The sequence below is a fragment of the Acidiphilium sp. PA genome, from assembly GCF_026191915.1.
GTDB lineage: Bacteria > Pseudomonadota > Alphaproteobacteria > Acetobacterales > Acetobacteraceae > Acidiphilium.
The window spans coordinates 145,066-169,893 of record NZ_JAIMBY010000005.1; the positions used below are offsets into that span (position 1 = coordinate 145,066).

Consider the following 24,828-nt stretch of genomic DNA (forward strand, 5'->3'; position numbering starts at 1 on the left):
TCGCTTTCTAACGTCATGTCAGTCGCCGGGATAATCGCCGGCCTGTTCGTCGAACCATGTGCGATTGTCGCGCACGATCATGGCGATCGCCTCGGAGGGACCCCAGGTGCCCGCGGTATAGAGTTTCGGACGCTCGCCCGAGTTTTTCCAGCCATCGAGAATGCTCTCGGTCCATTCCCAGGCGGCTTCGACCTCATCACGGCGCATGAACAGGGTGGCGTTGCCGCGCACCACATCCATCAGCAGACGCTCATAGGCATCGGGCAGATGGCCTTTGAAGGTTTCGGCGAAGCTGAGGTTGAGCGGGGCGTTGCGCAGGCGCAGGCCGCCGGGTCCGGGCTCCTTGGTCCAGAGATGCAGCCGGATATGTTCGTTCGGCTGCACGCGGATGACCAGGCGGTTGGGTTGGGCGTGATCGGAGCCGGTCGGGAAAATCCAGTACGGCACCGGTTTGAACTGGATGACGATTTCGGAGACTTTTTCGGGCAGGCGCTTGCCGCTGCGCAGGTAGAACGGCACGCCGGCCCAGCGCCAGTTTTTCACCTCGACCTTGAGAGCGGCGAAGGTCTCGGTGGTCGAGCCGGGCACGATGTCCTTTTCATCGGCATAGGCCTTGACGGGGCCACCGTTGATGGCACCGGCGCGGTACTGACCACGTACGGTTTTGGTCGAGATTTCATTTTGCGTGATGGGGGCGAGTGATTTCAGGACCTTGATTTTTTCGTCACGCACCGCCTCGCGGTCGAGCGTGGAAGGCGGCTCGATGGCGACGAGGCAGAGCAACTGCATCAGGTGGTTCTGGATCATGTCGCGCATGGCGCCGGTGTGGTCGTAATAGCCGCCGCGTTCTTCGACACCGACGGTTTCGGAGACGGTGATCTGGACGTGGTCGATACCGTTATGGTTCCAGACCGGTTCGAACAGCGAATTGGCGAAGCGCAGGACCAGCAGGTTCTGCACGGTTTCCTTGCCGAGATAATGGTCGATACGGAAAATGTTACGCTCTTCGAACACGGCGCCGACCCGGTCGTTGATTTCGCGCGCGGAGGCGAGATCGTGGCCGATCGGCTTTTCGAGCACGATGCGGGTTTCCGGTGTTTGCAGCTTGTGGGCGTGGATGTTGTCGGCGATGGTGCCGTAGAGTTCCGGTGATGTCGCGAGGTAGAATACCCGGATGGCGCGCGGTTCGTGGTTGAGCAATTTGGCGAGGTCGGGCCAGCCGCGGGCGGCCGTGGCATCGCAGGAGATGAAATAGAGCCGTTCGAGAAAGCGCTTCAGAACGGTCTTGTCGAGCGGATCCGGCCCGACGAATTCCTCGAGGCTTTTTTGGACCAATGTCTGGAACGATTTGCGCGTCATCTCCGCGCGGGCCGAGCCGATGATGCGAGAGGTTTCCGGCAGTTGGCCGTCGAGATCGCGGTGGTAGAGGGCGGGGAGCAATTTCCGTTTTGCGAGATCGCCGGTGCCGCCGAAGACGATGTAATCGAACGGCTCGATGATCGGCTGGGAGAAATTCATGGATCAGACCTATTCGCAACTGCGACCATGATTATAGGGCGGCGGAAGGGGTAACTCAACTCGGGCGGGTAAACGCAGCAGGAAGGTATTCTTTTTTGTGAACAAAAAAGAACCAAAAAAAACTTTGCTAATCTGGGCCGTGCCCGTGAAACCGCCGGTGCCCCAGGGTTGGAAAGTTTTTTGCTTCTTTTTTTCCAAAAAAGAAGTCCTTCCTCGCTACCCTTTACCAGACGCAATAACCGCCATCAGCCAGCACGATCGACCCCGTCATCAGGCTCGACGCCTCCGAGGCGAGGAACAACACGACGGAGGCGATTTCATGGGGCTGACCGACGCGGTGCATCGGCGTCATGTCGAGCCAGATGCGGTTGAGGTCTTCGTCTTCCATGCCGAATCGGGTCAGCGGTGTGTCGATATAGGTGGGGGCGACCGCGTTGACGCGCACACCGCGATCGGCCCATTCGCCGGCCAGGGAACGGGTGAGGTGATGTACCGCGGCTTTCGAGGCGTTGTAGAAGCTCTGCTTCTGCGGCTTGTTGGAAATGAAGCCCGACATCGAGCCGATGTTGACGACGACACCGCTTTTCCGCGCGAGCATGGCTTTGCCGAATGCACGTGCGCAGTAGAACGTGCCGTTCAGATTGACGTTGATGACATCGAGCCAATGTTCGTCAGTGGTGTCTTCGGCGGCGGTGCCGGAGCGGGCGATGCCGGCGTTATTGACCAGGATATCAATCGATCCAAGCTTTTCGTTGAGCGATGCCGCAGCCTCGTTCACGGCGGTGCTGTCGGTGACATCGAGCACGATGCTTTCGGCGGAATAACCGAGTTTTGCGAGCGAGGCCTTGCCTTCCTCGCACACCATCGCATCCCGATCCGCGATCACGACGTGGGCTCCAGCCTCGGCAAGAGCGGTGGAGCACGCGAGACCGATGGCACGACCGCCGCCGGTGACGAACGCATTACGACCTTTGAGATTGAATTTTTCGAGATACATCGTCGCTCCTCTGGTTATCAAACTTGACTGCGCTCAGTGCAGATGAAACTCGCGCCGCAGCAACGCCTTGCCGTCCGGCCCGAACAGTACGGAGCGATCGCCCTTCGGCGCCATGGTCACCGCATCGCCCATGCGGACGCCTGCCAGATCATCGGCCTTCACGATCATCTGCCGCCCATCCGGCCGCTTGACGTAGACCAGCGTCTCGTTGCCGAGATGCTCGACAAAATCGGCAACACCACCGATCGGGCCGTCGGATACCAGCGCCGTATGTTCAGGGCGCATGCCGACGGTGACGCGCGTGCCGGGGGCAACGGCGATGCGCGCGGCCATGACGGCAACGGTCCCTGCATCGTCGAGTTTGACCTCGACATGCTGGTCGTCGCGGGCGGTCACAACGCCTTCGAGCAGGTTCATCTTGGGCGAGCCGATAAAGCCGGCGACGAACAAATTCGCCGGGTTATTATAAAGCTCAAGCGGGCTGCCGACCTGTTCGACGATACCGGCGTGGAGCACAACGATGCGATCGGCCATGGTCATCGCCTCGATCTGATCGTGCGTGACGTAGATCATGGTGGTCTGGAGCTGCTTGTTCAGCTTGACCAGCTCGGTACGCATCTGCACGCGCAGAGCGGCGTCAAGATTCGAGAGCGGCTCGTCGAACAGAAATCCTTTCGGGTTACGAACGATAGCGCGGCCGATCGCAACGCGCTGGCGCTGGCCGCCGGACAGCGCCTTCGGGCGGCGATCGAGCACCTTGTCGAGTTGCAGCATCGCGGCGGCATGGGCGACCTTGGCCTTGATTTCATCACGCGGCACTTTCGCCATTTTCAGGGCAAAGCCCATGTTTTCGGCGACCGTCATGTGCGGATAAAGGGCATAGGTCTGAAACACCATCGCGAGGCCGCGTTTGTCGGGCGGGATGTCGTTCGCGCGGACACCATCGATACTGAAGTCGCCGCCGGTGATGTCTTCAAGGCCGGCGATCATGCGCAGCAACGTTGTCTTGCCACAGCCCGAGGGGCCGACGAAGACGACAAATTCACGGTCGTCGATCGACAGGTCGATACCTTTGATCGCGTGGAAGGTTTCGTAGCGTTTTTCGACGTTCTGCAGGATGAGTTTTGCCATGACTGCCTCTATTTCACGGCGCCGAACGTCAGGCCGCGCACCAGGCGCCGCTGCGTCAGACTGCCAAATACAAGAATGGGGGCAACCGCCAGAACCGACGCCGCCGATAATTTTGCCCAGAACAAGCCTTCCGGTGCGGAAAATCGCGCGATGTAGGCGGCGAGCGTGCCGGCGTGGGAGGCGGTGACGTTGATGCTCCAGAACGCCTCGTTCCAGGACAGGATCACTGAGAGCAGGGCGGTGGAAGCAATGCCGGGACCCGAGAGGGGCAGCAGCAGATGCCACATCTGCTGGCGCGGCCCAATACCGTCGACGCGGGCAGCTTCGAGAATTTCACCTGGAATTTCCTTGAAGAACGAGTAGAGCATCCAGACGACGATCGGCAGGTTCATCAACGTGTCGAGCCCGACCAGACCGATCCTGGTATCCTGCAACCCGATCGCTTTCATCCCGAGGTAGATGGGCATCAGCACACCGACGGCGGGGAGCATTTTGGTTGAAAGCATCCACATCAGGGTGAATTCGGTGCGCTTGGTTGGAAAGAATGCGAGCGCGTAGGCTGCCGGAAAAGCAATCGCGATGGCGAGCACCGTCGAGCCGACGCTGACGATCACGCTGTTCATGGCGAACAGCAGGTAGCCCGCATTGGCCGTGGCATCGACAAAGCTTCGGATGGTCGGGGCAAACAGGATCAGCGGCGGAATGGCGATGGCCTGGCCTTCGGTTTTAAAGGCGGTCACGATCATCCACAGGATCGGGAAGAACATGACCAGCGCCGCGATCCAGGCGAGAACGCCGAAGACGATCTGGCTTGAAGCCGTTGGTTTCATGATGGCGCCCTCATGCCTGCAAGTTGCGCGAGACGGCGCGGATGAGGAACATTGCCAGCACATTGGCCAGCACGATAGCGAACACGCCGGCAGCGGAGGCGCTGCCAATCGAGAAATCGTTCAGAGCCTTGATGAAGATCAGATAGGTCAAAGTGGTTGTCGCATCACCGGGGCCGCCGTTTGTGGTCGTGTAGATCACCGCGAACGCGGAAAGCAGGAAGATCGATTCCAGCATGATGACGATCGAGATCGGTCGCAGCAAATGGGGCAGGACGATGTAGCGCAGCCGCGCGAAACCTTTGGCTCCATCCATCCGCGCGGCTTCGAGCTGGTCGGTGTCGAGAGATTGTAGCGCGGTGAGCAGAATGAGCGTTGCGAACGGAATCCAGCGCCAGGAATAGATCATCACGACCGACAGCATCGGCGCCGTGCTGAACCACGCGATCGGGTGCAGGCCCAGCAGCGTCATGAACCAGCCGAACAGACCGCTGACCGGATCGAGCAACAGATTTTTCCAGATCAGCGCTGCAACCGGCGACATCACGAAAAACGGCGCGATGGCAAGTAATCGTGCGATATTGCGGCCGGGGAAATCGTTATTCAGGAGCAACGCTATCAGCGTGCCGAATATGACCGACGCGGCCAGGACGCCCAGCACCAGAACGACGCTGTTTTTGATGGCAATCCAGGTCGAGATATCGGTGAAGAGGTAGCGATAATTCAGGCCGCCGTTAAAGACGGCAGGCGGGGTCATCAGGTTGTAGTTTTCGAATGAATAGAAAATCGTGCGCAGCAGAGGCAGGATGGACCACAGGAGCAACAGGATGACCGCCGGCAGCAGGAGCGGTAGCGTGTTGACCTGTCGCGCGCTGCGGCCGGACCGCACTTCAGTGCTGGTGTTGGTAACCGCAACGCCCTGGTCCATCGTCCCACCCTTTTCAAAGTATTGGCAGCGCCGCCTCGGGGCAGCGCTGCCGCGATTTCCTGATTATTTGTACCCGGCTTCCTTCATGGTCCTGCTGGTCGCGGCCTGGGCCTGAGAAAGGGCGGCATCGACCGTTTTCTGACCTGACAGGGCCGCTGCAATCTGCTGCCCCACTTCGGTACCAATGCCCTCGAACTGCGGGATCGCGACGAATTGAACGCCGGTGTAGGGCACCTTCTTGAGGGTCGGATCGGTTGGATCGGCGCTCAGGATCGCCTTTTTGACCATGGCTGCGAACGGTGCGGCCTTGATATAGTTAGGATTCGCGTAGGTCGAGATGCGCGTTCCCGGCGGGGTCTGCACCCAGCCGAAGGTCTTGCCGGCAAGCGCGATATAGCTCTTTGACGTTGCCCATTCCAGGAACTTCATCGCATCGGCTTTGTGGCGTGTCGTCTTGGGGATGGCGAGCGACCAGGCCCAGAGCCAGTGGGCACCCTTGGGGGTGACCGCCACCGGGGCATCGACCATGCCGACATCCGCGGCCACTTTCGACGTTTTCGGGTCCCACAGCGAGCCGGCCGCAACGGTGCTGTCGATCCACATACCGCATTTGCCCTGGCTGAACAGGGCGAGGTTCTCGGTAAAGCCGTTCGACGTCACGTTCGGGGGGCCGTATTTCTTTTCGATGTTCACATAATAATCGGCGGCCTTTTTCCAGGCCGCGCTATCCAACCGCGGCTGCCATTTCATGTTGAACCAGCGACCGCCGAAGGTGTTCACCAGCGTATCGAAATACGCCATGTTCTCGCCCCAGCCCGGTAGTCCCCGGAGACACATGCCATAAATACCCTTGGCGGGGTCGTTCACTTTCGCGGCGTACTGCTCGATTTCCTTATACGTCGGGTGGGCTGGCATGGTGATACCAGCCGCCTTGAACAGATCCTTACGGTAGTATGTGACCGAACTTTCGGCATAGAACGGCAACGCGTAGAGCGAGCCCTGGTAAGACAGGCCCTTGCGAACCGAGGGAAAGATATCGGCGACATCGTAGCTGGCGGGGAGGCCCTTGATCGGCGTCAGCCAGCCGCTTTTACCCCAGATGGGGACCTCATACGAACCCACCGTGACGATATCGAAATTGCCGGAATTCGTTGCGATATCGGTGGTGACACGCTGGCGCAACGTGTTTTCCGGCAGGACGACGAAATTGAGCTTGATGCCGGTTTCCTTGGTGAACTGGGGCGATAATTTCTGCATCTGCAGCATATCGGGATTGTTCACGGTCGCGATCGTCAGCGTCTCGGCGGCGGCACTGGACATCAGACCCAATAAGCCCATCGCGATGCCGCCAAACGTGTAGGCGATATGTCTTTTCATCAAGCGTATCTCCCTCATTGAACGAACCTGGTTCATTTCATTTGTCTCGACTTCAGGCCGATGCGAATCACGCGCGCCGGCGGCGCAGATCGACCTGCGCAAGGCGGACCCAGGGGGCCAGTTCGAACGGAAATGAAAGCAAACGGGCAGCGCCCTCATCGGGTCGGTGCGGTTTGGTCGTTTCCTCATGTTCGTCATGCGCAGCTGGGCCACGTCTTCTGAAACGCAGGTAGCGGACTTTCGTTTGGAAAGTCAATGGAATTTTTACATGCGATTTTGACGATAAATCGCCTGTTATTCAGGCAACCCGCAGCGATCGGAGGCGCGCCAGCAACCATGCCCCACCCGGCGAACTTTCATTTCGAAACCTATAGACCTGATGCTAAATCGATGGCATCGATACGCCATGGTTCGTCCGGAACGACAACGATGACGGTCGGTGCAAAGAGCGCCGTGCTGCAGCGCCGGCTACAGATTGCCGACTGGATCCGTCAGCACGGCCAGATGCGGGTTGATGAGCTTAGTACGGCCCTGATGGTGTCCGAGGTCACTATCAGGAGCGATCTGACGTATCTCGAAGAACAAGGATTGATCGTCCGGAGTTTCGGTAAGGCGATTGCCGCGAAATCGAATGCGCCGCGTGACCGGCCGGCCGGTATGACGCTGACGAAATCGCTGATCGTCCCGATGCTGCGACGCGCGCAGGGACTGATCGGCGCGGACCAGACCGTGATGATCGGCCCTGGTCCCCTGGCCACGCAGATCATCCCGTGGCTTGCCGATATTCCGGGCATTGCCGTGTTGCTGACGAATGTCGAAGCAATTGCGCTGGCGCGTACCTGCCTCGATGCGCGGATCTACTGTCTTGGCGGGGAGATTGGTGCGGAGAGTGGTAGTTTCGAAGGTGGTAACGCTGTGCGCAGCCTCGATCATTACCCGCTCGGCTGGGCGGTACTCGACGCCGACGCGTTATCCGCCGACTCGGCCCTTCTATTGACCTCGAAGGCGGCCGAGCGGCTGAGCGAGGCGGCCGCCCGACGCGCCGAACGCAGTATCGTTTTAGTCAGCAGTCCCGCGCTCTCGCTGGAGCGGCGGGCCGCCCAGCTGCCGTTGGGCGTCGCGACCGACATCATTCTACCCGGCCCACCCAGCAACCGCGCGCGCGACATTCTGCTGGATGCCGGGTTTCGCCCGGTAGAGTCCGACACCGGCGGCGAGGCGCATTTTTCCAATTTCGTCCGCACAGCAGCCCGGCGGGCGCACAGTACCGGAGCCATGCCATGATTGCGTTGCCATGGCCGGGATGATCGTGACGATGGGCGAGATCCTGGTCGACATTCTGGCCGAAGATCGAGGTCAGGGATTTCGCGAACCAGGGCGGCTGCTGGGACCGTTTCCGGGCGGCGCGCCGGCAACCTTCACCGCCCAGGCTGCCCGGCTCGGCGCTGATGCGGGGATCATTTCCTGCGTCGGGGATGATGATTTTGGCTGGTTGTGCGTCGACCGGCTCAAGCTTGATGGCGTCGATGTCAGCGCGGTTCGCGTCGATCCCGATCAGGTGACTGCGAGCGCCTTCGTGCGCTATCGCGACGATGGTGATCGAGATTTTCTGTTCAACCTCAAGCGCAGTGCCGCCGGACGGATCAGTATCGATGCAGCCGCGCGGGGGATGCTGGCGCAGTGCGCGCATTTTCATATCATGGGTACGTCCCTGTTTTCATTTCATATCATAGATGAAATGAAAAAGGCGATCGAACTGGCCAAGGCAAACGGCGCCGTCATTTCGTTCGATCCGAATATCCGCAAGGAGATGCTGACGATACCGGAAATGCGCGCGGGGCTGGAATTCATGCTCGGCTACACCGACATCTTCATGCCATCCGGCCCTGAAATTCTGCTGCCGACCGAGGCACGCTCGGAACGTGCGGCAATCGAGGAACTGCTCGGGATGGGCATCCGTATGGTCGTGCACAAACGCAACCGCAAGGGTGTGAGTTTCCGCAGCCGAACGGAAAGTTTCGATCTGCCGGCTTTCGCGATCGAAGAGGCCGACCCGACCGGTGCGGGCGATTGTTTTGATGCCGCATTCGTCACCTGCCTGTTGAACGGCATGAACACCGAGCGGTCACTGACCTATGCCAATGCTGCCGGCGCGCTGGCGGCCTCGAAAAAAGGCGGCATGGAAGGGATCGAAGATTTCGTGACGCTCGATCGGTTCATCGCGACTGCGGCAACCATTTGATCACGGCTGGAGACAGGCAGCGATGAATTCCTCTGACAAGGACTGCGTCATCGGCATCGATGTCGGGACAGGCAGTGCGCGCGCGGGTGTGTTCAGCCTGAGCGGGGCGATGCGCGGCAGTGCGGTTCGCCCGATCCGCGCGTGGCGGCCGCGCGACGACTTCATCCAGCAGTCGAGCGCCGATATCTGGGCAGCGGTGAGCGATGCGGTGCGTGCCGCGGTGGCCACGGCGGGGCTTGATGTCACGGTGCGGGGCATCGGCTTCGATGCAACCTGTTCGCTGGTGGTGCTGGACGCGCATGCAGCACCGCTCAGCGTCGATCCCGATGGTGAGCCGGAGCAGAATATCATTTTATGGGCGGATCATCGGGCCCTGGCGCAAGCCGACGCAATCAATGCTGCCGATCACGACGTGCTGCGCTACGTCGGGGGGCGCATCTCCCTCGAAATGCAGATGCCGAAACTGCTCTGGCTGCGCGAGCACGCGCCGGAGACCTGGCGGCGGGCCGCGTATTTTTTCGACCTGCCGGATTATCTGACGTTTCGTGCCACCGGCGATGCATCCCGCTCCCTGTGCTCGACCGTCTGCAAATGGACCTATAGCGGCCACGAGAACCGGTGGGACGAAGCGTTCATCCGCGCGATCGGGCTCGGCGACCTCGCCGAAGAAGGGTTTGCGCGGATCGGCACCACGATTCTGCCGATCGGTACGCCACTGGGGCGCGGGTTGAGCCGCGATGCTGCGGCGGCGTTCGGGCTGGAAGCGGGGATCCCGGTTGGAACGTCAGCGATCGATGCCCATGCCGGCGGAATCGGGGTGATCGGCGCGACGTTTGACGGTGCCTTGCCTGACGATGCGGCGCTGCGCACACGTCTTGCGCTGATCGGCGGCACGTCGTCCTGTCATATGGCGGTGACACGCGATCCCACCTTCGTGCCGGGTGTGTGGGGACCATATTTCTCGGCGATGGTACCCGGGTTCTGGCTGAACGAGGGTGGCCAATCGGCGACCGGCGCGTTGATAGACCATATCATTGGCACGCATGCTGCGTATCCGGCGCTCGCCGAACAGGCACGCGAGCGAGGGCAAACGGTGTACCAGGTGTTGAACAACATCCTGGACGGTCTGGCCAGCGGAGCGGCGTTGGCACCGCTCACGGCGAACCTGCACGTGTTAGCCGATTTCAACGGTAATCGCTCGCCGCGCGCCGATGCAACGTTGCGCGGCATGATCAGCGGTCTGGCGCTATCCGCCACGCCAGAGGATTGCGCGCGGCTCTATCTCGCGACGATCCAGGCGGTTGCCTACGGCACCCGCCATATCATCGAGACCATGAATGAGAGCGGATATCTGATCGATACGATTTTCGCGACCGGGGGCGGCACCAAAAATCCGGTGTTTCTGCGCGAGCATGCCGATGCCACCGGCTGCAAAATCGTACTTCCGGCGGAGCCAGAGGCGGTTCTCCTGGGATCTGCGATTCTCGGTGCGGTTGCCGGCGGCGTGTATCCTGATGTGCGGCGCGCGATGGGTGCGATGAGCCGCAGCGGCGACGTGATCGAGCCGGATGCGGCATTGCGGTCGTATCACGATCGTAAATATCGGGTATTTCGGAAACTTCATGACGATCAGATGTCGTATCGTGTGTTGATGAACGCTTAGTGCGCTCGTCAACTTCGTCCTTGCCTCCAACACATTTCGCTGATATTGCTGAGTACAAAGTATTGGTTCAATCAAAGACAAGTAATACGATATTGAGATCGAGATAAAAAAATTGGACGAAAGTATTGTAGAAGAGATTGGTGCTCCTTCCGGCATTTTGCACGGGGCGAGCATATGTGCGAATTTGCCGAAGGAGCCGTATGACGAGGATTACTATCTCGCGGTCAATCCCGATGTCGTCGACGGCATCGCTGCTGGATATTTCGTCAACGGCTATCACCACTACCGGCTGCACGGCCGCGAAGAGGGGCGCATCTGCGCGCCGGTGTTCGACGCTGCGTGGTATGGCCGAATTTATCCGATGGCGACGATCGACATCGAGAACGGCCGCGCGCGGGGTGCCTGGGATCATTGGCAGCGGATTGGCCGTTATCGCGGGTATCTGCCGAACCCCGGTGCACCGCGGCCGGAAAACCCGTCACGCATGACGGCCCGGTTTGGTGGGCTGTGGACCGACGCGCCGGACGCGGACGATACCATCGCCGGCCGACATGCAATCGGCGCGCTGAGTGATGGCGATGCCGCTTTGCTGCGCGACTGGATTGCCAATGGCTACGTAATTTTGCCCTGCGCGATACCGTCCCACCTGCTCGATGTCGCCTGCACCGATCTCGATCGCGCCTATCAGGGCGGGATGCCTTCCCTGTTGTTCCAATGCCTGAGTCTAAGCCCGAACGACATGCCATGGCGGCCCGAAATCAATTCGCGGCCAGCCAAGGCGCTCGATCTGCACTGGCATTCCCAAGCGACGCGCGATCTGATCTTTGCCCCTGCCATCATACATTTCCTGCATCTGATCTTCGAGCGGCCGCCACTCGCTTCGCAAAGTCTCGGGTTTCTGCGCGGTTCCGGTCAGCCGGCGCATCAGGACACCGCTTATGTGGTCTACTCGCAGGCCCGCCGGTTCGCTGCATCGTGGATCGCACTCGAAGACGTGACGGAAGGTGCGGGCGAACTCGTCTATTTCCCGGGCAGCCAGCGGGCGCCGGATTTCATCTATGCCGATCGCTACAAGAGCCTGCACGAGGCGATGCGAATGAACATTGCGGGTGGCAATTCGCTGCGCGAGGCGGAAGAACAGCACGGCCGTGCCATCATCCGCCACGCCGAGGGCCAGGGCCTGCGCGAGGAAAGCCTGCTCGCCAAAGCCGGTGACGTCTTGATCTGGCACGCCGACCTCGCGCATGGGGGCAAACCGATTTCAAACAATGCGACGCGGCGCAGTGTCGTCACGCATTATTGCCCCGCCGATATCGCGCCGCTCTCCTTCGAGGCCGGCCGCTGCGATCTGCGGCAGCATGAGACCTCTGGCTATTACAGCACGGTCGTCTATTAACGGAGGCATGCCTCAGCCGATTCTGCCGCTACGAATCATCCTTGGTCGTCCGCGTTTGTTTTCCGGTCTCGTGTGCGGGCTGATCGCGTTCCCGTTTCTGCCGCATGCTTTGCCCCTGACCACGCGCGGCGTCCTGGCCTGGGATATTTTCGTCACTGTCTTCCTGATTCTGGCGGCCACTCATTTTATCAGCGCCGATCATACCCGGATCGCAGCCGACGCGGCCCGGCAGGAGGAGGGTGAATGGACCCTATTTGCCCTGACGTTGATCGGCACGATCATGAGCTTCACCGCGATCGTGATTTTTTCGGGCCTTGCCAAGCTTAAGGGCCATCACGGCGAGTATGTTGCGCTGGTCGGCCTGACGTTGGTTGCGTCCTGGCTGATGACCCAGGTGACGTTCGCCTACCGCTACGCGCATGAATATTACGCCGATACCGATGCCGGGCCTGAAGGCGGGCTGAACTTTCCCGGCGAGGATGCGCCGGATTATCTGGATTTCATTTATTTTTCCTTCGTTCTCGGCATGACCTTCCAGGTGTCGGATGTGAACATAACCGGGCGTAAGATGCGCCGGCTGGCGACATTGCAGGGCCTGATCGGGTATATGTTCAACACAGTGGTATTGGCCCTCACCATCAATATCGCGGCCGGTATTTTCTGACGGCAATGGACGCGGCGGTGTTTGGCGACATCATCCGTCGGAATACTGTCAATCGCGCATTGCTGGAGCGGCTGCCTGATATTAGCCTGGCTGATGCCTGGCTCACGGCGGGCTGCCTGTTCCAGACCGTCTGGAATCTTCAGACGGGTCGGCCGCCGGATGAACAGATCGTTGACCACGATGTGTTTTATTATGATCCGGCCGACCTTTCATGGGAGGCGGAAGACCGCGTGATTCGCCGTGTGGCCGGCGCCTGTGCCGACCTTGGCGTGACCATCGACGTAAAAAATCAAGCGCGGGTCCATTTATGGTACCGCGACCGATTTGGCACGGATTACCCGGTGCTCCGGTCGAGCGAGGATGGCATGGCGCGGTTTCCGGTGCGCGGCACCTGCGTCGGGATCAGGGCGAAATGCGGGCAGGTGTTCGCGCCGTTTGGACTTGTTGATATCGCTGAAGGCATCTTGCGACCGAACCCGGATGTTGCGCTGACGGCGCGACTTGCCGAAAAATGCCTGAGTTATCAGCGCCGATGGCCGCACCTGCGGATCGAGCCGGGCTGAGCGGTGCGGACCCGCGAGCGGTAACGATTGGTTAAGCATTTTTTGATAACGGTGCGACCATGGGTGAACGCCGCTCGAACGATCGCGTCCGTTTATGGGCCTGTCATGCGCCGCTGAGCGCGGACCGGCGTGGCGCCTTTGCGCTGGAATTTGCGATGGTGGGGCCGATCTTTCTGCTCGCACTGCTGTTTGTCTTCAATGTGGCCTACGATCTGTTCACCAATGAAGTGCTGAATAACGCGGTGCAGGCCACCGCGCGGCAGATGCAGACCGGCACCGCACCGGCGGCGACGAGCCAGGCCCAGTTCATCAGCAACGTGGTCTGCCCCAACACCTATGGGTTAATCGACTGCAACAATATTTATGTCCGCGTCGAACAGATCGATACCAATACATGCAGCGATTTCTACGATGCCACGACCGGCACCCTGCCGATTGCGGGCGGTACTCTGCAACTCGGCGATTACGGCGGGGCCGGGTCGGACATCGGGCCGAGCCAATGTGCGACGAGCAGCGGGGCAACCGGGTTTTGCAACGCCGGCCCGAACGAGGCGATTATGATCAGTGTGATCTATACCGCGCCTAGCTTTATGGGGCAGTTACTGGGCACTGTGGTGACCTATAACGGCACATCGGTAACACCGCTACTGGCCACCGCCGGATTTGAGACCGAGGGATTTGCGCCGCTTGAAGCTTCGAACCCATGCTGAGGCCGTCGATGATCCTGCACGACCGGCGGGCCGTCGCGGCGCTCGAGTTCGCTCTGGTCTTACCGCTGATGCTCGCCCTGCTGTTCGGTGTATACGAACTCTCTGAACCGATGATGATCAATCAGCAAGTGTATGCCGCCGCGCATAGTATTGCAGCTTCGGCAAGCAGCCTCGCGGTACAGGCGGATGGATCGACATCGCTCACCTACGCACAGGTGCAGTTCGAAGCCTCGACCATTTTCGCTGAAATTCCGGCGCTGCGCGCGCATCAGCAGGGCTATGGTGCCGGCGATACCGGTGTGACGATTTCCGCCGTAGTGTTTGAGCCGACCACTGCGGGATGCGTTCCAAGCCCCGGAATAACCTGTAATTACACCGCAAATGTCGCCTGGAGCGTAGCCTATACCGGCGGCGACAGCGGGCTGGTTCCGTATGAAGCGCTTCTGGGTCAGAGCGATTGTCAGCAACTCGTACAGACGCCTCCAGGCGGCGGCCCGCTGGGCACGGTGCCGACCCTGGACGTCACGACCAATGCGACGTCGTGGCCGGACCCGATCCTCGTGGTTAATGTATTCATCAAATATCGGCCCCTTCTGCTGACCTATACGAAGACACCGTTCGACCTTACGGCGATCGGTTTCTGGCCAGTACGCAGCGTAAAAGCCGCATCTGTCGATGCCAGCGGCAACGCGACACCACTATCGCCGGATCAGCAATACACGACGCTTACGGGTCTTCAGAACGCCCCGGGTGGATCGTACTGCGTCAATCCTAATTATGCGGAGCCAGGGACATGATCGCGCATATCCGTCAGCTTGTGCGAGATAGGCGCGGTGCGATCGCGATTATTTTCGGCGTCTCGCTTGTGCCGATGGCGATGCTGGTCGCGTTGTCGATCGATTTTTCTTTCTATGTCCAGGCACGCGCACAGATCAGCCTCGCGGCTGACGCCGCTGCCACCCATGCGATCCGGGCCGCCACCGAAACCTATACCGCCGAAATCAACCAGAACCCACCGCTCTCGGCCGCCACCGCCATTGCTGATGCCGATGCCGCCGGCGCAACCGCTGGCACCGCCTGGTTCTGGGCCCAGCTCGGCAAGCTGCCGACCGCCAGCGTTACCGGATCGAACAATCCGGACGTCACGGTGCAATCCAACACCAATCTATCGCCGACCAATCCCGCCGGTTTTACCGCAACAGTCGCCTACACCGGCACCTACCCGCCGTTTTTCGACCCACTTTTCTCTAGCACTACCAACTGGACGATTACCGGTACCGCGGGTGCGCTATCGACCTATTCCTACGTGGAAATTCTGATGCTGTTGGATAACTCAGGGTCCATGGATATCGGTGCCACGCCGAATGATATCTTGAAGCTCGAAGACCACTCGGTCTGCCTACCAAATTCGCTGAACTGGACAGCGATCAACGGGATGGGTGCATACGACCAGAGCGATCCGGCACTGGATATCGATATGACGCAAGTCGCTCATTATCAGGCTGACGGATCAACCTCCAACATCTCAGGTACCTGTGATCCAGGATACACGGGGCCGGAATCACCCTGCGGGTTTGCCTGCCATACAGATGCCAATAACAACGATTTGTATGGGATCGCCCGTGAGTACGGTGTTCGGTTGCGGAGCGATGTCGTAACCAGCGCGGCGGAGAATGTCATTTCGTCTATGGAAGCTAATGAACAAGCTCCGGACCAATTTTCGGTTGGTGTTTATCAATTCAACAGTGATATTGCTCCCCTGTTCCCAAACCAGCCGCAGACTGGAACGACTAATCAGGAAGCATCGACCAACCTTCCCGGTGCACTGTCAGCAGTCGATGCGATCGATTATTATAAAAACCCAACGGCGCCTGTTCCAACATTACCAAATGTTGGTTATGCGTGTTGCGAGACCGATTTTCCTGTCGCTGTTCATGATCTTTTGACCGGAACCTACAGCAACGGGGTTCGTTTCGGTAGCGCGATCACCGCGGCCGGTTCAGGTAATACACCCGCAACGCCGCAGAAGGATGTTTTTATCGTTACTGATGGAATGCAGGATTCGGCCTCGACGGGCACTCGTGAAAATGGCGAAATGACGTCCGCTATTGCTGAGAACGCATCCTATCCGTCAAACCTTGCTGTTTGCAAGAATTTTAAATCTCTTGGATTTACAGTATATGTCTTATATGTTGATTATAATCCATTACCAAATCAGTATTACATGACTTGGTCAGTCACGCAGACTCCCTATTTCACGGAAGACTTTCCAAACGTTAACGCCAGTCAAGTCACGACGCAGGAAGATGCAGAACCCAGCAGCACGACAGATGGGGGCTATGTCCCTGGACCTAACGCAGTCTCGCCTGACGAAGCTGCGCTTCAAGCCTGTGCATCATCCCCAAGCGATTTTTTCGTGGCCAACAATGCCGCGGATATCAGTACGGCGATGAACGCCATGCTGAAATCCGCCCTGAGCAGCACCATCCGCCTGACGCAATAATCACTTCGCCGCCTTATGAGCGGCTGCCTCTTCGGCACTGGTGACGCCGCCATGCGCGGCCGACCAGGCGACCGGGTTTTCCAGAAATTTACGCACACCGGTCAACGTCGCCTCGGGGAAGTAATCGCCGCCGCGGCAGGCCTCCAGCACATCCCACCACGTGCAAAGATGATGCAGTGATATGCCCATATCCGCCAGCTTGTTCAGACTACCGGGGAACACACCGTAGAAAAACACCACGAACACGTGATCGCAGATTGCCCCGGCGTCGCGCAGCGCGTTGGCGAACTGGATTTTCGAACCGCCATCCGTGGTCAGGTCTTCGACGAGCAACGTATTCTTGCCTTCCGGCACATCACCCTCGATCAGCGCATTCCGGCCGAACCCCTTCGGTTTCTTGCGGACATAGGCCATCGGCAACGCCATCCGGTCGGCAATCCAGGCCGCGTAGGGAATCCCCGCCGTCTCACCGCCGGCCACCGCCTCGATCGTTTCGAACCCGATCTGCCGTGTCAGTTTTTCAACCGCCAGCTCGCAGATTTTCGCGCGCGCGCGCGGAAAATAGATGATCTTGCGGCAATCGATATACACCGGCGCCTTCCAGCCAGAGGTGAAGGTATAAGCCTCCTCCGGGCGGAAATTCACCGCCTTGATCTCCAGCAAGATCCGTGCGGCGGTCAATGCCGCATCCCGATCCCAGTCGCTCGCGTGACCCATGCTCGCAGCCATATCCAACCCTCCAAATCTGCGCCTGTGGTAAAACACCCCTGATCTGCCGTCCACTGGCTTGCCCGCCACTCAATCGGTGATAGAGAACCACAATCGAATGATCCCATCGGTGGCCCAGGGCCGGGCAAGGAGCGAGACATGGCAAAGATCAAGGTAAAGAACCCAATCGTCGAGATGGACGGTGATGAAATGACCCGGATCATCTGGGGGTTCATCAAGGAAAAGCTGATCCTTCCCTATCTCGACATCGATCTGAAATATTACGATCTTGGGATCGAGCATCGCGACGCGACCGACGATAAGGTGACGGTCGAATCCGCCCACGCGACCAAGGAATTCGGCGTCGCGGTGAAATGCGCCACCATCACCCCCGATGAGGCGCGCGTGGCGGAATTCGGCCTGAAACAGATGTGGCGCAGCCCGAACGGCACGATCCGCAACATTCTGGACGGCACGATTTTCCGTGAGCCGATCATCTGCCGCAATGTCCCGCGTCTGGTGCCGCATTGGTCCGAGCCGATCGTGATCGGCCGCCACGCTTACGGCGACATATACCGCGCGGTGGAAACCAAAATTCCCGGCGCAGGCAAGGTGCAGTTGTCGTACATCCCTGCCGACGGCGGCAAACCGATGATCCTCGACGTGCATGATTTCAAAGGTCCCGGCGTCGCCATGGGCATGCACAACACCAAGGCCTCGATCGAAGGTTTCGCCCGCGCCAGCTTCAACTACGGCCTGCTGCGGAACTATCCGGTCTACCTCTCGACCAAGAACACGATTCTGAAAGCCTATGACGGCATGTTCAAGGACGTGTTCCAGGAGATCTTCGATGCCGAATTCAAGGCCGAGTTCGACAAGCATGGCCTGACCTATGAACACCGCCTGATCGATGACATGGTCGCTTCCGCACTGAAATGGAACGGAGGCTATCTCTGGGCCTGCAAGAACTATGATGGCGACGTGCAGAGCGATATCGTCGCGCAGGGGTTCGGCAGCCTCGGCCTGATGACCTCGGTGCTGATGAGCCCGGACGGCAAGACGGTCGAAAGCGAGGCCGCGCATGGCACCGTGACGCGGCATTATCGCGAGCACCAGAAAGGTCGGCCGACCAGCACCAACCCGATCGCCAGTATTTTCGCATGGACACGCGGCCTCGCCTATCGGGGCAAGTTCGACGAAACACCGGACGTAACGGAGTTCGCCGAAACGCTCGAGCGGGTCTGCGTCGAAACCGTCGAAGCCGGTTTCATGACGAAGGATCTGGCGAGCTTGATCAGCAAGGATCAACCGTGGATGACCACGCAGGATTTCCTTGCGAAACTCGATGAAAACCTACAAGCGGCCATGGTTCATCGCAAAGCGGCATGAGGCTTATACATTTTTATGCCTGACGGCGGGGCGGATTCTGGCCTATGTAGCACCCATGAGTCCGATCCCATTTTCCGTTCTCGACCTGGCGCCTATTCCTGAAAACTCCACCGCGGGCGATGCACTGCGCAACAGCGCCGACCTCGCCCGCCACGCCGAGCGGCTTGGCTACAAGCGGTATTGGCTTGCCGAACATCATAACATGCCAGGCATTGCCAGCGCGGCCACTGCGGTGGTCATCGCTCATGTGGCGGCGGCGACCAGCACCATCCGCGTTGGCTCGGGCGGCGTCATGGTGCCGAACCATGCGCCCCTGGTGATTGCCGAGCAGTTCGGCACTTTGGCCGCACTCCATCCAGGTCGGATCGATCTCGGCCTCGGCCGGGCGCCGGGCACCGACCAGCGCACCGCGCGCGCCCTGCGGCGCGACATGGCGGGCAGCGAAGCAAAGTTTGCCGATGATGTGATCGAATTGCAGAGCTACTTCCGCCCTGCCCCGCCCGATCAGGCCGTGCGTGCGGTGCCGGGTGCCGGGCTCGATGTGCCAATCTGGCTCCTCGGCTCATCGACCTACAGTGCCGAACTGGCAGCCGCCCTCGGCCTGCCGTTCGCGTTCGCGTCGCATTTCGCGCCCGACCTGCTTCTGCCTGCCCTGCAGATCTATCGCACGCGGTTTCAACCCTCGGCGCAGCTGGCACGGCCCTACGCAATGCTGGGGCTGAATGTGATCGCCGCCGAGACCGATGCGCGGGCGGCCCACCTGTTCACATCGCTGCAACAGGCGTTCATCAACCTCCGCCGCGGTCGCCCCGGCAAGCTGCCGGCTCCGGCTGCGATGCAGAACAATTGGTCGCCGATGGAGAAAGCCCAGCTCGATCACGCGCTCGTCCACTCCATCGTTGGCGCGCCGGCGACGATCAGTGCCGGCCTCGACCGTTTCATTACCGAGTTCGGGCCGGACGAGCTATTGATTACCGCACAAATTCACGATCACGGCGCGCGGCGTCGTAGTTATGAAATTGTCAGCGAAATCGCTATCACACGCAAACGGTGCGTTGCCGCTTGATCTCTACAATTATAAATTGAAGCATTAGAATTGCTTGTCGGAATCTTTTACATCTCGCTTTTTGAGATGCATTAAGTACCTGAAATTGCTGGACGGCAAATTTGGCACGCTTTGTGCAAGGTCTATGACGCGCACCGAGACGGATGCGTGATGGCTCCGTGGGGGGATCATCTTTCTCAGTTTTTGGGAGAGTAAAATGACGAAATTTCGAACATTATTGTTAGCTGGTGCCGTGGCTGCACTTGGCTGTATGGGGACCGCGAACGCCGGGATCCTGGACGGGTCATTTCAGGTAACGATCTATCATGGGACCGGTCCTGGCAGTGAAACGGACCCGAGCCAGCAGGCTTTGCCGAATAATCCGCTGGGTACTACGACACCGCTCGCCGTCTTCACGTACACCGGCGCTCTGAACTTTAACGCCACTTCCAACACCATTGACAATTTCTTTAAATCGGGTGGCGGCACGCTGACGAACTTCACAATCGGGAGCGAAACGACGCTCAGCACCACAGACCTGAGCACCGGCGGATTTATCGATACGACCTTCATGAAGATATCCTTCAACAGTCCCAACACGGTGACCGGCATCACTCATGACGACGGCGTCAGCCTGTATGCGGCCGGCAACACGTCGAACGACCTGTTGCCGAATAGCGCCTCCGCGCCGACATCGCAGACGCTTAGCACCCTGGCGCCGCCGGCGTCCGCCGGTGCTTATGACCTTTACTACGTGGAGGCGAACGGTCTGCCTGCCGTTCTGAGCGTCAACGTACCCGAACCTGGCAGCCTCATGTTGCTGGGAACCGGACTGCTCGGTCTCGGACTGGTGGTGCGCCGCCGCCGGAAGTCGGTCTGACCTGGACCAAACGGTTTATCGTGCGTCGACGGCTCCGGTATGTTCCGGAGCCGTTTTCGATTCACCGGCTTTGAGACTTCGGAGCCGCCGGGTAGGTTTGCTCCCACCCGCCGCCCAACGCCTGATAGAGCTTGACCAGATCGGTCGAAATCTGGGCCAGGCTCTCCGCCTCGGCCTGGCTCGCCGCCAGCTCGTTTTGCTGCGCCGTCAACACCTGTAGGTAATCGGCGAGACCCTCGCGGTAGCGCTCCTGCGCAAGACCCAGGGCGCGATGGCTCTGCGCCACATCGGTCCGCAGCGCCGCCAAGGTATTTTGCTCCTGATCATACGCGGTCAGGGCATTATCCACCTGATGGAACGCCGTGAGCACGGTTTTCGCGTAATCGATTGCTGCGGCCTTCTGTTCGGCGGTGCGCAGATGCAACTGGCCGTTCAGTTTGCCTCCCTCGAACAGCGGCAGCGTAATCTGCGGTCCGATCGCATAGGTCACCGCCGCCAATTGATTGAGGTTCGAGAATTGCAGTGCCTGCAGCGAGACCGAGCCGGACAGCGAGATATCCGGAAAGAAATCTGCCTTGGCGACGCCGATTTCGGCGGTCGCTTCATGCAACTTGGCTGAAGCCTCACGCACGTCCGGCCGGCGCTGCAACAATGCGGCGGGCAGGCCGATCGGCACCACCGGCGGCACCGCGGGCACCGGTGCGGCGGTGATCAATTCGGCGCGCAACGCCTCGGGGCCGCGTCCCAGGAGCAGGCTCAACTGATTGATATCCGCATCGATCGCGGTTTCGAGCGCAGGCAGTTTCGACCGGATCGAGGCCGCCTGCGCCCGCGCATCTGCCACATCGAGCGCATTGGCAAGGCCGGCCTGCGCGCGCTGACCGGTCAAGCCCGCGATATTATCGGCGCTCTTCAGATTTTCGTTGGTGATCCGCAGCACGGTCTGCTCGGCACGCAGATTGATGTATGTCTGCGCGACCTCGGCCTCGGTATTGAGCAACACCGCACGCCGCGCATCGCGCGAGGCCTGCACGGCAGCGAGCGAGGCTTCGACCGCCCTGCGGTTCTTGCCCCAAAGGTCGAAGTCGAACACCGAGGAGAACCCGTACTGGAACAGGTTGAACGGCTGGATTGCCGACCCGGGAATGCCGCCGCCGCCGATGGAACTCGCCGAGCCACCTGCGGTCGAGCCGGCATTGGTGCTCGTGCTGGTGTTGGACCCCGAACCGCTGAGGGCGGTGAACACGCCCTTTTTACTCGGCCCTTCGCGCGTGAACGAGCCGGCGAAATTAAGGTTTGGATAAAGCGTCGCCCCTTCGATCTGCGCCTGCGCCTGGGCCTCGGCCAGTCGCTGGGTTGCGATCCGCACGTCCAGATTCTGCCGGATCGCCTCGGTCTCCAGGCTGGTCAGCGCGGGATCGTCGAAGCTCCGCCACCACGTGAGGTCGACCTTGCCCTGGCTGACGCCGTTGGGCGCGGTGATCGCCGGCCGGTCATCGAGGAATGATGCGGCAGTATGGGGATGAGGATTATGGAAATTCGGCCCCAACTCGCAGCCGCCGAGCGCCGATGCGGCGAACAGCCCCGCCGCTAGGGCAGTTCCCCATCGCAACCGGTGACGCACAGAATCAAACCTCATAAGATACTCCTTTCGCAGGCCCCTTGCCACGGGCCGCCTTGGGGGGCGCGCCGAGCAACAGAATAATCGGCCAGATCAGCAACGCGACCAGACCGAGGATGTGGAACAAATCGAGATAGCTCATAAATGCTGCCTCATGTTGCACGGCAGCAGCGATCTGGGGAAGTGTCTGGCCGTGCAGGCTGACATACGGTGTGATCGCATCGGCGAGCCTGGCATGATGAAACTGCGTACGGATCGCGAGCGTCGTCGTGACGTAGGAAATGCCGATACTGCCGCCGATATTGCGCACCTGATTGATGATGGCCGAGGCATCGCCGTTGCGTGCCGGCGGCACACCGACATAGGATAGCGCCGAGATCGGAATGAACAGGAACGGCAGCGCGATCACCTGCAGCACGCGGTCTAGCGAAATAGTGTAGAACGATACATCAGGCGCCAGATGCGATTGCAGCATCAGCGCGATGCCGGTTTCCACCAGCCCGCCGATCAGCAGCACCTTGGCCGAAATGAACCGCCCCGTCACAATGCCGGCCACCGGCATCAGCCCGATGGTCGCCAACCCGCCGAGCGCCAGGGCGAAACCCGACGTCTGTGATGAATAGCCCAGCAGCGTCTGCGTCAGTTGCGGCAACAATTGCGTGGTGCTGAGCAAAATGAAACCGATGACGAACATGATGATGCAGGAGATCGAGAAATTGCGGTATTTGAACATCCGCACATTCACAACGGGCTCGGGGTGCCCCCATTCCCACACTCCGAGCGTGACCAGCGAGACAGTCCAGACCACGAACAACTCACAGATGAAGGTCGAACCAAACCCGTCATCGAGCGAGAATTTATCGAGAAACACCTGCAACGCGCCGAACCCGGTGGCAACCAGAACAAGCCCGAACCAGTCGAACCGCAGCTTGGCCGCCAGCCGCGCCGCGCGCTCGCGCACCAGCAAGGCGGGTTCGTTGACGAAAATCGCAATCAGCGTGAACGCGATCAGTCCAACCGGCAGGTTGATCAGGAACACCCAGTGCCAAGACAGATGATCGGTCAGCCAACCACCGAGAATCGGACCCGTGGCGGGCGCAACGATGATCACCACGCCATAGACCGCAAATACCTGCGCGCGTCTTTCGATCGGGAACGTATCGGCAAACATCGACTGCGTGATCGGTTGCAAGCCGCCACCGCCCAGCCCCTGTAACACCCGCGCGACAATCAACATGGTCAGCGAGGTCGAAAACGCGCAGAACACAGAGCTCGCCGTGAACAACGCAATACACATCAGAAACAGGCGCTTGCGACCCAGCACCGCCGCGAGCCAGCCGGTGATTGGCAGGATCATGCTGTTCGACACCAGATAGGACGTCAGCACCCAGGTGCTCTCCTCCGGACTAACGGCAAGGGAGCCGGCGATATGGGTCAGGGCGACATTGGCTATGGTGGTATCCAGCACTTCCATGAAGGGTGCCAGCGCGATCATCGCAACGATCAGCCACGGGTTGTAAACGCCGGCCGCCGAGCGCGGCAAAGCCGGCCCGCTCGCGTAGAGAAAACTCATTTGGCACGCACACGGATATACGGTTCGGCAGACATGCCGGGCGCAATCGCGTAGTGCGCCAACCGCCTGTCATCGAACCTGATGCGGACGGGTACGCGCTGGACGATCTTGACGTAATTGCCCGTCGCGTTCTCCGCCGGCAGCAGCGAGAACACGCTGCCTGTGCCGCGCTGGATGCTGGTGACCACAGCATGAAACCCGATGCCCGGCACTGCGTCGAGATAGACCCGGACATGCTGGCCCGGCCTGATCCGGCCCAGTTCGGTCTCCTTGTAGTTCGCGGTCACCCAGTAGCGATCACCCACCAGCGCCATCAGACCGTTGCCGGGCGAAACCACATTACCGGTCCGCACCGTGCGTTCGGCAATGAACCCGGCAGCGGGCGCGCGAATAATGGTGTAGCCCATCTGCAATCTGGCGTTCTCGACCCCGACGTCCGCCGCCCGCAGCGCGGCCTGGGCGGCGACCAGCCCCGCCTTGGCGCCGGTGACCTGTTGTTGCGCGGCGTCGACCTTGGCTTGCGCGGCCTGGAGTGCGGCATTGGCGGCATCCAGATTGGTTCTGGTGATCGCCTGCGGGTCCACCCGGCGGTAGCGCGCGGCATCCTGGCGCGCCTTGAGCAGATTGGCCTGAGCGACCTCGACATTCGCGGCCGCCTGCGCGACATCCGCCCGCCTGATGCCGACATCGGCTTCAGCCTGAGCGCGCGTGGCTAGCGCGCGGTCGACCGCGACGCGTTCGGTCCCGGAATCGAGCACGACCAGGACCTGCCCCTTTTCGACATGCTCGTTCTGATGGACCGGCACGGCCTCGACTTGCCCTGCAATACGCGCGGCGATGCGATGGATCGGCCCATCGACCTGGGCATCGTTGGTCGTCGCGAAATTGCGCGCGTGCAACCAATAGATCCCCCCCGCGCCAACCAACACGAGCAGCACCAGCACCAGGATCAGGAATGGGCGGCGGCTGCGCCCGCGTTGTGGCGCATCGGCCGGCGTTACGGTCTCTCGCGCAGCCGCCGCTTGCTCACTGACGCCATCCATTGGGTTCGACCTCATTTCTGTCTGCTGCGCGGCAATACGTCATGATGCGG

Annotated in this window: 22 protein-coding genes; 12 read left to right on the plus strand and 10 right to left on the minus strand. The window is 60.2% G+C overall.

Features of this window, described 5'->3' with window-relative positions:
* Nucleotides 1–18: 18 nt before the first annotated feature.
* The 6 genes from zwf to AruPA_RS09335 form a co-directional block, all read right to left on the minus strand.
* The gene (gene zwf, locus AruPA_RS09310) at nucleotides 19–1,518 is read right to left on the minus strand and encodes a glucose-6-phosphate dehydrogenase (protein WP_265636394.1); all 1,500 of its coding nucleotides are present in this window, start codon (nucleotides 1,516–1,518) and stop codon (nucleotides 19–21) included.
* A 223-nt stretch (nucleotides 1,519–1,741) separates the two neighbouring features.
* The gene (locus AruPA_RS09315) at nucleotides 1,742–2,515 is read right to left on the minus strand and encodes an SDR family NAD(P)-dependent oxidoreductase (protein WP_265636395.1); all 774 of its coding nucleotides are present in this window, start codon (nucleotides 2,513–2,515) and stop codon (nucleotides 1,742–1,744) included.
* Between the two features lie 33 nt (nucleotides 2,516–2,548).
* Nucleotides 2,549–3,646, minus strand: a complete 1,098-nt coding sequence (locus AruPA_RS09320) for an ABC transporter ATP-binding protein (RefSeq protein ID WP_265636396.1) — start codon at nucleotides 3,644–3,646, stop codon at nucleotides 2,549–2,551.
* Nucleotides 3,647–3,654: 8 nt separating this feature from the next.
* Entirely contained in the window at nucleotides 3,655–4,476 is an 822-nt protein-coding gene (locus AruPA_RS09325) for a carbohydrate ABC transporter permease (RefSeq protein WP_265636397.1), read from the minus strand.
* A gap of 10 nt (nucleotides 4,477–4,486) precedes the next feature.
* A complete protein-coding gene (locus AruPA_RS09330) occupies nucleotides 4,487–5,401 on the minus strand; it encodes a carbohydrate ABC transporter permease (protein ID WP_265636398.1) in 915 nt (304 codons plus the stop codon).
* A gap of 63 nt (nucleotides 5,402–5,464) precedes the next feature.
* On the minus strand, nucleotides 5,465–6,778 hold the full coding sequence (locus AruPA_RS09335; protein ID WP_265636399.1) for a sugar ABC transporter substrate-binding protein: 1,314 nt from the start codon (nucleotides 6,776–6,778) through the stop codon (nucleotides 5,465–5,467).
* A gap of 390 nt (nucleotides 6,779–7,168) precedes the next feature.
* On the opposite strand from AruPA_RS09335, the gene AruPA_RS09340 reads away from it, so the two are divergent.
* From AruPA_RS09340 to AruPA_RS09380, 9 genes are all read left to right on the plus strand, one after another.
* Nucleotides 7,169–8,062: a DeoR/GlpR family DNA-binding transcription regulator gene (locus AruPA_RS09340; protein WP_265636400.1), complete on the plus strand. Its 894-nt coding sequence runs from the start codon at nucleotides 7,169–7,171 to the stop codon at nucleotides 8,060–8,062.
* Nucleotides 8,063–8,072: 10 nt separating this feature from the next.
* On the plus strand, nucleotides 8,073–9,020 hold the full coding sequence (locus tag AruPA_RS09345; protein WP_265636401.1) for a sugar kinase: 948 nt from the start codon (nucleotides 8,073–8,075) through the stop codon (nucleotides 9,018–9,020).
* Nucleotides 9,021–9,042: 22 nt separating this feature from the next.
* Complete coding sequence (locus AruPA_RS09350) at nucleotides 9,043–10,683, plus strand: FGGY-family carbohydrate kinase (RefSeq protein ID WP_265636402.1); 1,641 nt, start codon at nucleotides 9,043–9,045, stop codon at nucleotides 10,681–10,683.
* A 184-nt stretch (nucleotides 10,684–10,867) separates the two neighbouring features.
* Nucleotides 10,868–12,079, plus strand: a complete 1,212-nt coding sequence (locus AruPA_RS09355) for a phytanoyl-CoA dioxygenase family protein (protein WP_265636403.1) — start codon at nucleotides 10,868–10,870, stop codon at nucleotides 12,077–12,079.
* A gap of 7 nt (nucleotides 12,080–12,086) precedes the next feature.
* Nucleotides 12,087–12,743 carry a DUF1345 domain-containing protein gene (locus AruPA_RS09360; RefSeq protein ID WP_265636404.1) on the plus strand — a complete coding sequence of 219 codons (657 nt, stop codon included), beginning with the start codon at nucleotides 12,087–12,089 and terminating at the stop codon, nucleotides 12,741–12,743.
* 5 nt (nucleotides 12,744–12,748) lie between these two features.
* Entirely contained in the window at nucleotides 12,749–13,306 is a 558-nt protein-coding gene (locus AruPA_RS09365) for a nucleotidyltransferase family protein (protein ID WP_265636405.1), read from the plus strand.
* A gap of 59 nt (nucleotides 13,307–13,365) precedes the next feature.
* Entirely contained in the window at nucleotides 13,366–14,016 is a 651-nt protein-coding gene (locus AruPA_RS09370) for a TadE/TadG family type IV pilus assembly protein (RefSeq protein WP_265636406.1), read from the plus strand.
* A gap of 8 nt (nucleotides 14,017–14,024) precedes the next feature.
* A complete protein-coding gene (locus AruPA_RS09375) occupies nucleotides 14,025–14,813 on the plus strand; it encodes a TadE/TadG family type IV pilus assembly protein (RefSeq protein ID WP_265636407.1) in 789 nt (262 codons plus the stop codon).
* Entirely contained in the window at nucleotides 14,810–16,519 is a 1,710-nt protein-coding gene (locus tag AruPA_RS09380) for a TadE/TadG family type IV pilus assembly protein (protein ID WP_265636408.1), read from the plus strand. The genes AruPA_RS09375 and AruPA_RS09380 overlap by 4 nt, the downstream gene beginning before the upstream one ends.
* On the opposite strand, the gene AruPA_RS09385 is transcribed toward AruPA_RS09380, so the two are convergent.
* Nucleotides 16,520–17,248: an orotate phosphoribosyltransferase gene (locus AruPA_RS09385; protein ID WP_265636409.1), complete on the minus strand. Its 729-nt coding sequence runs from the start codon at nucleotides 17,246–17,248 to the stop codon at nucleotides 16,520–16,522.
* A 138-nt stretch (nucleotides 17,249–17,386) separates the two neighbouring features.
* Between AruPA_RS09385 and AruPA_RS09390 the strand changes: the two genes are divergently transcribed.
* The 3 genes from AruPA_RS09390 (at nucleotide 17,387) to AruPA_RS09400 (ending at nucleotide 20,541) form a co-directional block, all read left to right on the plus strand.
* The gene (locus tag AruPA_RS09390) at nucleotides 17,387–18,616 is read left to right on the plus strand and encodes an NADP-dependent isocitrate dehydrogenase (RefSeq protein WP_265636410.1); all 1,230 of its coding nucleotides are present in this window, start codon (nucleotides 17,387–17,389) and stop codon (nucleotides 18,614–18,616) included.
* Between the two features lie 55 nt (nucleotides 18,617–18,671).
* Nucleotides 18,672–19,682, plus strand: a complete 1,011-nt coding sequence (locus tag AruPA_RS09395; protein WP_265636489.1) for an LLM class flavin-dependent oxidoreductase — start codon at nucleotides 18,672–18,674, stop codon at nucleotides 19,680–19,682.
* A 196-nt stretch (nucleotides 19,683–19,878) separates the two neighbouring features.
* Entirely contained in the window at nucleotides 19,879–20,541 is a 663-nt protein-coding gene (locus AruPA_RS09400) for a PEP-CTERM sorting domain-containing protein (RefSeq protein WP_265636411.1), read from the plus strand.
* 61 nt (nucleotides 20,542–20,602) lie between these two features.
* Here AruPA_RS09400 and AruPA_RS09405 read toward each other — a convergent pair whose 3' ends face one another.
* Genes AruPA_RS09405 through AruPA_RS09415 form a run of 3 tightly spaced genes read right to left on the minus strand, consistent with a single transcriptional unit; the run spans nucleotide 20,603 to nucleotide 24,778 of the window.
* On the minus strand, nucleotides 20,603–22,180 hold the full coding sequence (locus tag AruPA_RS09405) for an efflux transporter outer membrane subunit (protein WP_265636412.1): 1,578 nt from the start codon (nucleotides 22,178–22,180) through the stop codon (nucleotides 20,603–20,605).
* Entirely contained in the window at nucleotides 22,170–23,735 is a 1,566-nt protein-coding gene (locus AruPA_RS09410) for a DHA2 family efflux MFS transporter permease subunit (RefSeq protein ID WP_265636413.1), read from the minus strand. The genes AruPA_RS09405 and AruPA_RS09410 overlap by 11 nt, the downstream gene beginning before the upstream one ends.
* The gene (locus tag AruPA_RS09415) at nucleotides 23,732–24,778 is read right to left on the minus strand and encodes an HlyD family secretion protein (protein WP_265636414.1); all 1,047 of its coding nucleotides are present in this window, start codon (nucleotides 24,776–24,778) and stop codon (nucleotides 23,732–23,734) included. Before AruPA_RS09415 ends, AruPA_RS09410 begins: the two co-directional genes overlap by 4 nt.
* Between the last annotated feature and the right edge of the window lie 50 nt (nucleotides 24,779–24,828).

Excerpts from the sequence above, each read along its gene's own strand:
- AruPA_RS09410 (WP_265636413.1), bottom strand. The coding sequence starts at position 23,735 with ATGAGTTTTCTCTACGCGAGCGGGCCGGCTTTGCCGCGCTCGGCGGCC.
- AruPA_RS09380 (WP_265636408.1), top strand. The coding sequence starts at position 14,810 with ATGATCGCGCATATCCGTCAGCTTGTGCGAGATAGGCGCGGTGCGATC.
- AruPA_RS09405 (WP_265636412.1), bottom strand. The coding sequence starts at position 22,180 with ATGAGGTTTGATTCTGTGCGTCACCGGTTGCGATGGGGAACTGCCCTA.
- AruPA_RS09350 (WP_265636402.1), top strand. The coding sequence starts at position 9,043 with ATGAATTCCTCTGACAAGGACTGCGTCATCGGCATCGATGTCGGGACA.
- AruPA_RS09400 (WP_265636411.1), top strand. The coding sequence starts at position 19,879 with ATGACGAAATTTCGAACATTATTGTTAGCTGGTGCCGTGGCTGCACTT.
- AruPA_RS09365 (WP_265636405.1), top strand. The coding sequence starts at position 12,749 with ATGGACGCGGCGGTGTTTGGCGACATCATCCGTCGGAATACTGTCAAT.
- AruPA_RS09375 (WP_265636407.1), top strand. The coding sequence starts at position 14,025 with ATGATCCTGCACGACCGGCGGGCCGTCGCGGCGCTCGAGTTCGCTCTG.
- AruPA_RS09390 (WP_265636410.1), top strand. The coding sequence starts at position 17,387 with ATGGCAAAGATCAAGGTAAAGAACCCAATCGTCGAGATGGACGGTGAT.
- AruPA_RS09320 (WP_265636396.1), bottom strand. The coding sequence starts at position 3,646 with ATGGCAAAACTCATCCTGCAGAACGTCGAAAAACGCTACGAAACCTTC.
- AruPA_RS09340 (WP_265636400.1), top strand. The coding sequence starts at position 7,169 with ATGGCATCGATACGCCATGGTTCGTCCGGAACGACAACGATGACGGTC.
- zwf (WP_265636394.1), bottom strand. The coding sequence starts at position 1,518 with ATGAATTTCTCCCAGCCGATCATCGAGCCGTTCGATTACATCGTCTTC.
- AruPA_RS09370 (WP_265636406.1), top strand. The coding sequence starts at position 13,366 with ATGGGTGAACGCCGCTCGAACGATCGCGTCCGTTTATGGGCCTGTCAT.
- AruPA_RS09385 (WP_265636409.1), bottom strand. The coding sequence starts at position 17,248 with ATGGCTGCGAGCATGGGTCACGCGAGCGACTGGGATCGGGATGCGGCA.
- AruPA_RS09395 (WP_265636489.1), top strand. The coding sequence starts at position 18,672 with ATGAGTCCGATCCCATTTTCCGTTCTCGACCTGGCGCCTATTCCTGAA.
- AruPA_RS09330 (WP_265636398.1), bottom strand. The coding sequence starts at position 5,401 with ATGGACCAGGGCGTTGCGGTTACCAACACCAGCACTGAAGTGCGGTCC.
- AruPA_RS09345 (WP_265636401.1), top strand. The coding sequence starts at position 8,073 with ATGGCCGGGATGATCGTGACGATGGGCGAGATCCTGGTCGACATTCTG.
- AruPA_RS09315 (WP_265636395.1), bottom strand. The coding sequence starts at position 2,515 with ATGTATCTCGAAAAATTCAATCTCAAAGGTCGTAATGCGTTCGTCACC.
- AruPA_RS09325 (WP_265636397.1), bottom strand. The coding sequence starts at position 4,476 with ATGAAACCAACGGCTTCAAGCCAGATCGTCTTCGGCGTTCTCGCCTGG.
- AruPA_RS09415 (WP_265636414.1), bottom strand. The coding sequence starts at position 24,778 with ATGGATGGCGTCAGTGAGCAAGCGGCGGCTGCGCGAGAGACCGTAACG.
- AruPA_RS09360 (WP_265636404.1), top strand. The coding sequence starts at position 12,087 with ATGCCTCAGCCGATTCTGCCGCTACGAATCATCCTTGGTCGTCCGCGT.
- AruPA_RS09335 (WP_265636399.1), bottom strand. The coding sequence starts at position 6,778 with ATGAAAAGACATATCGCCTACACGTTTGGCGGCATCGCGATGGGCTTA.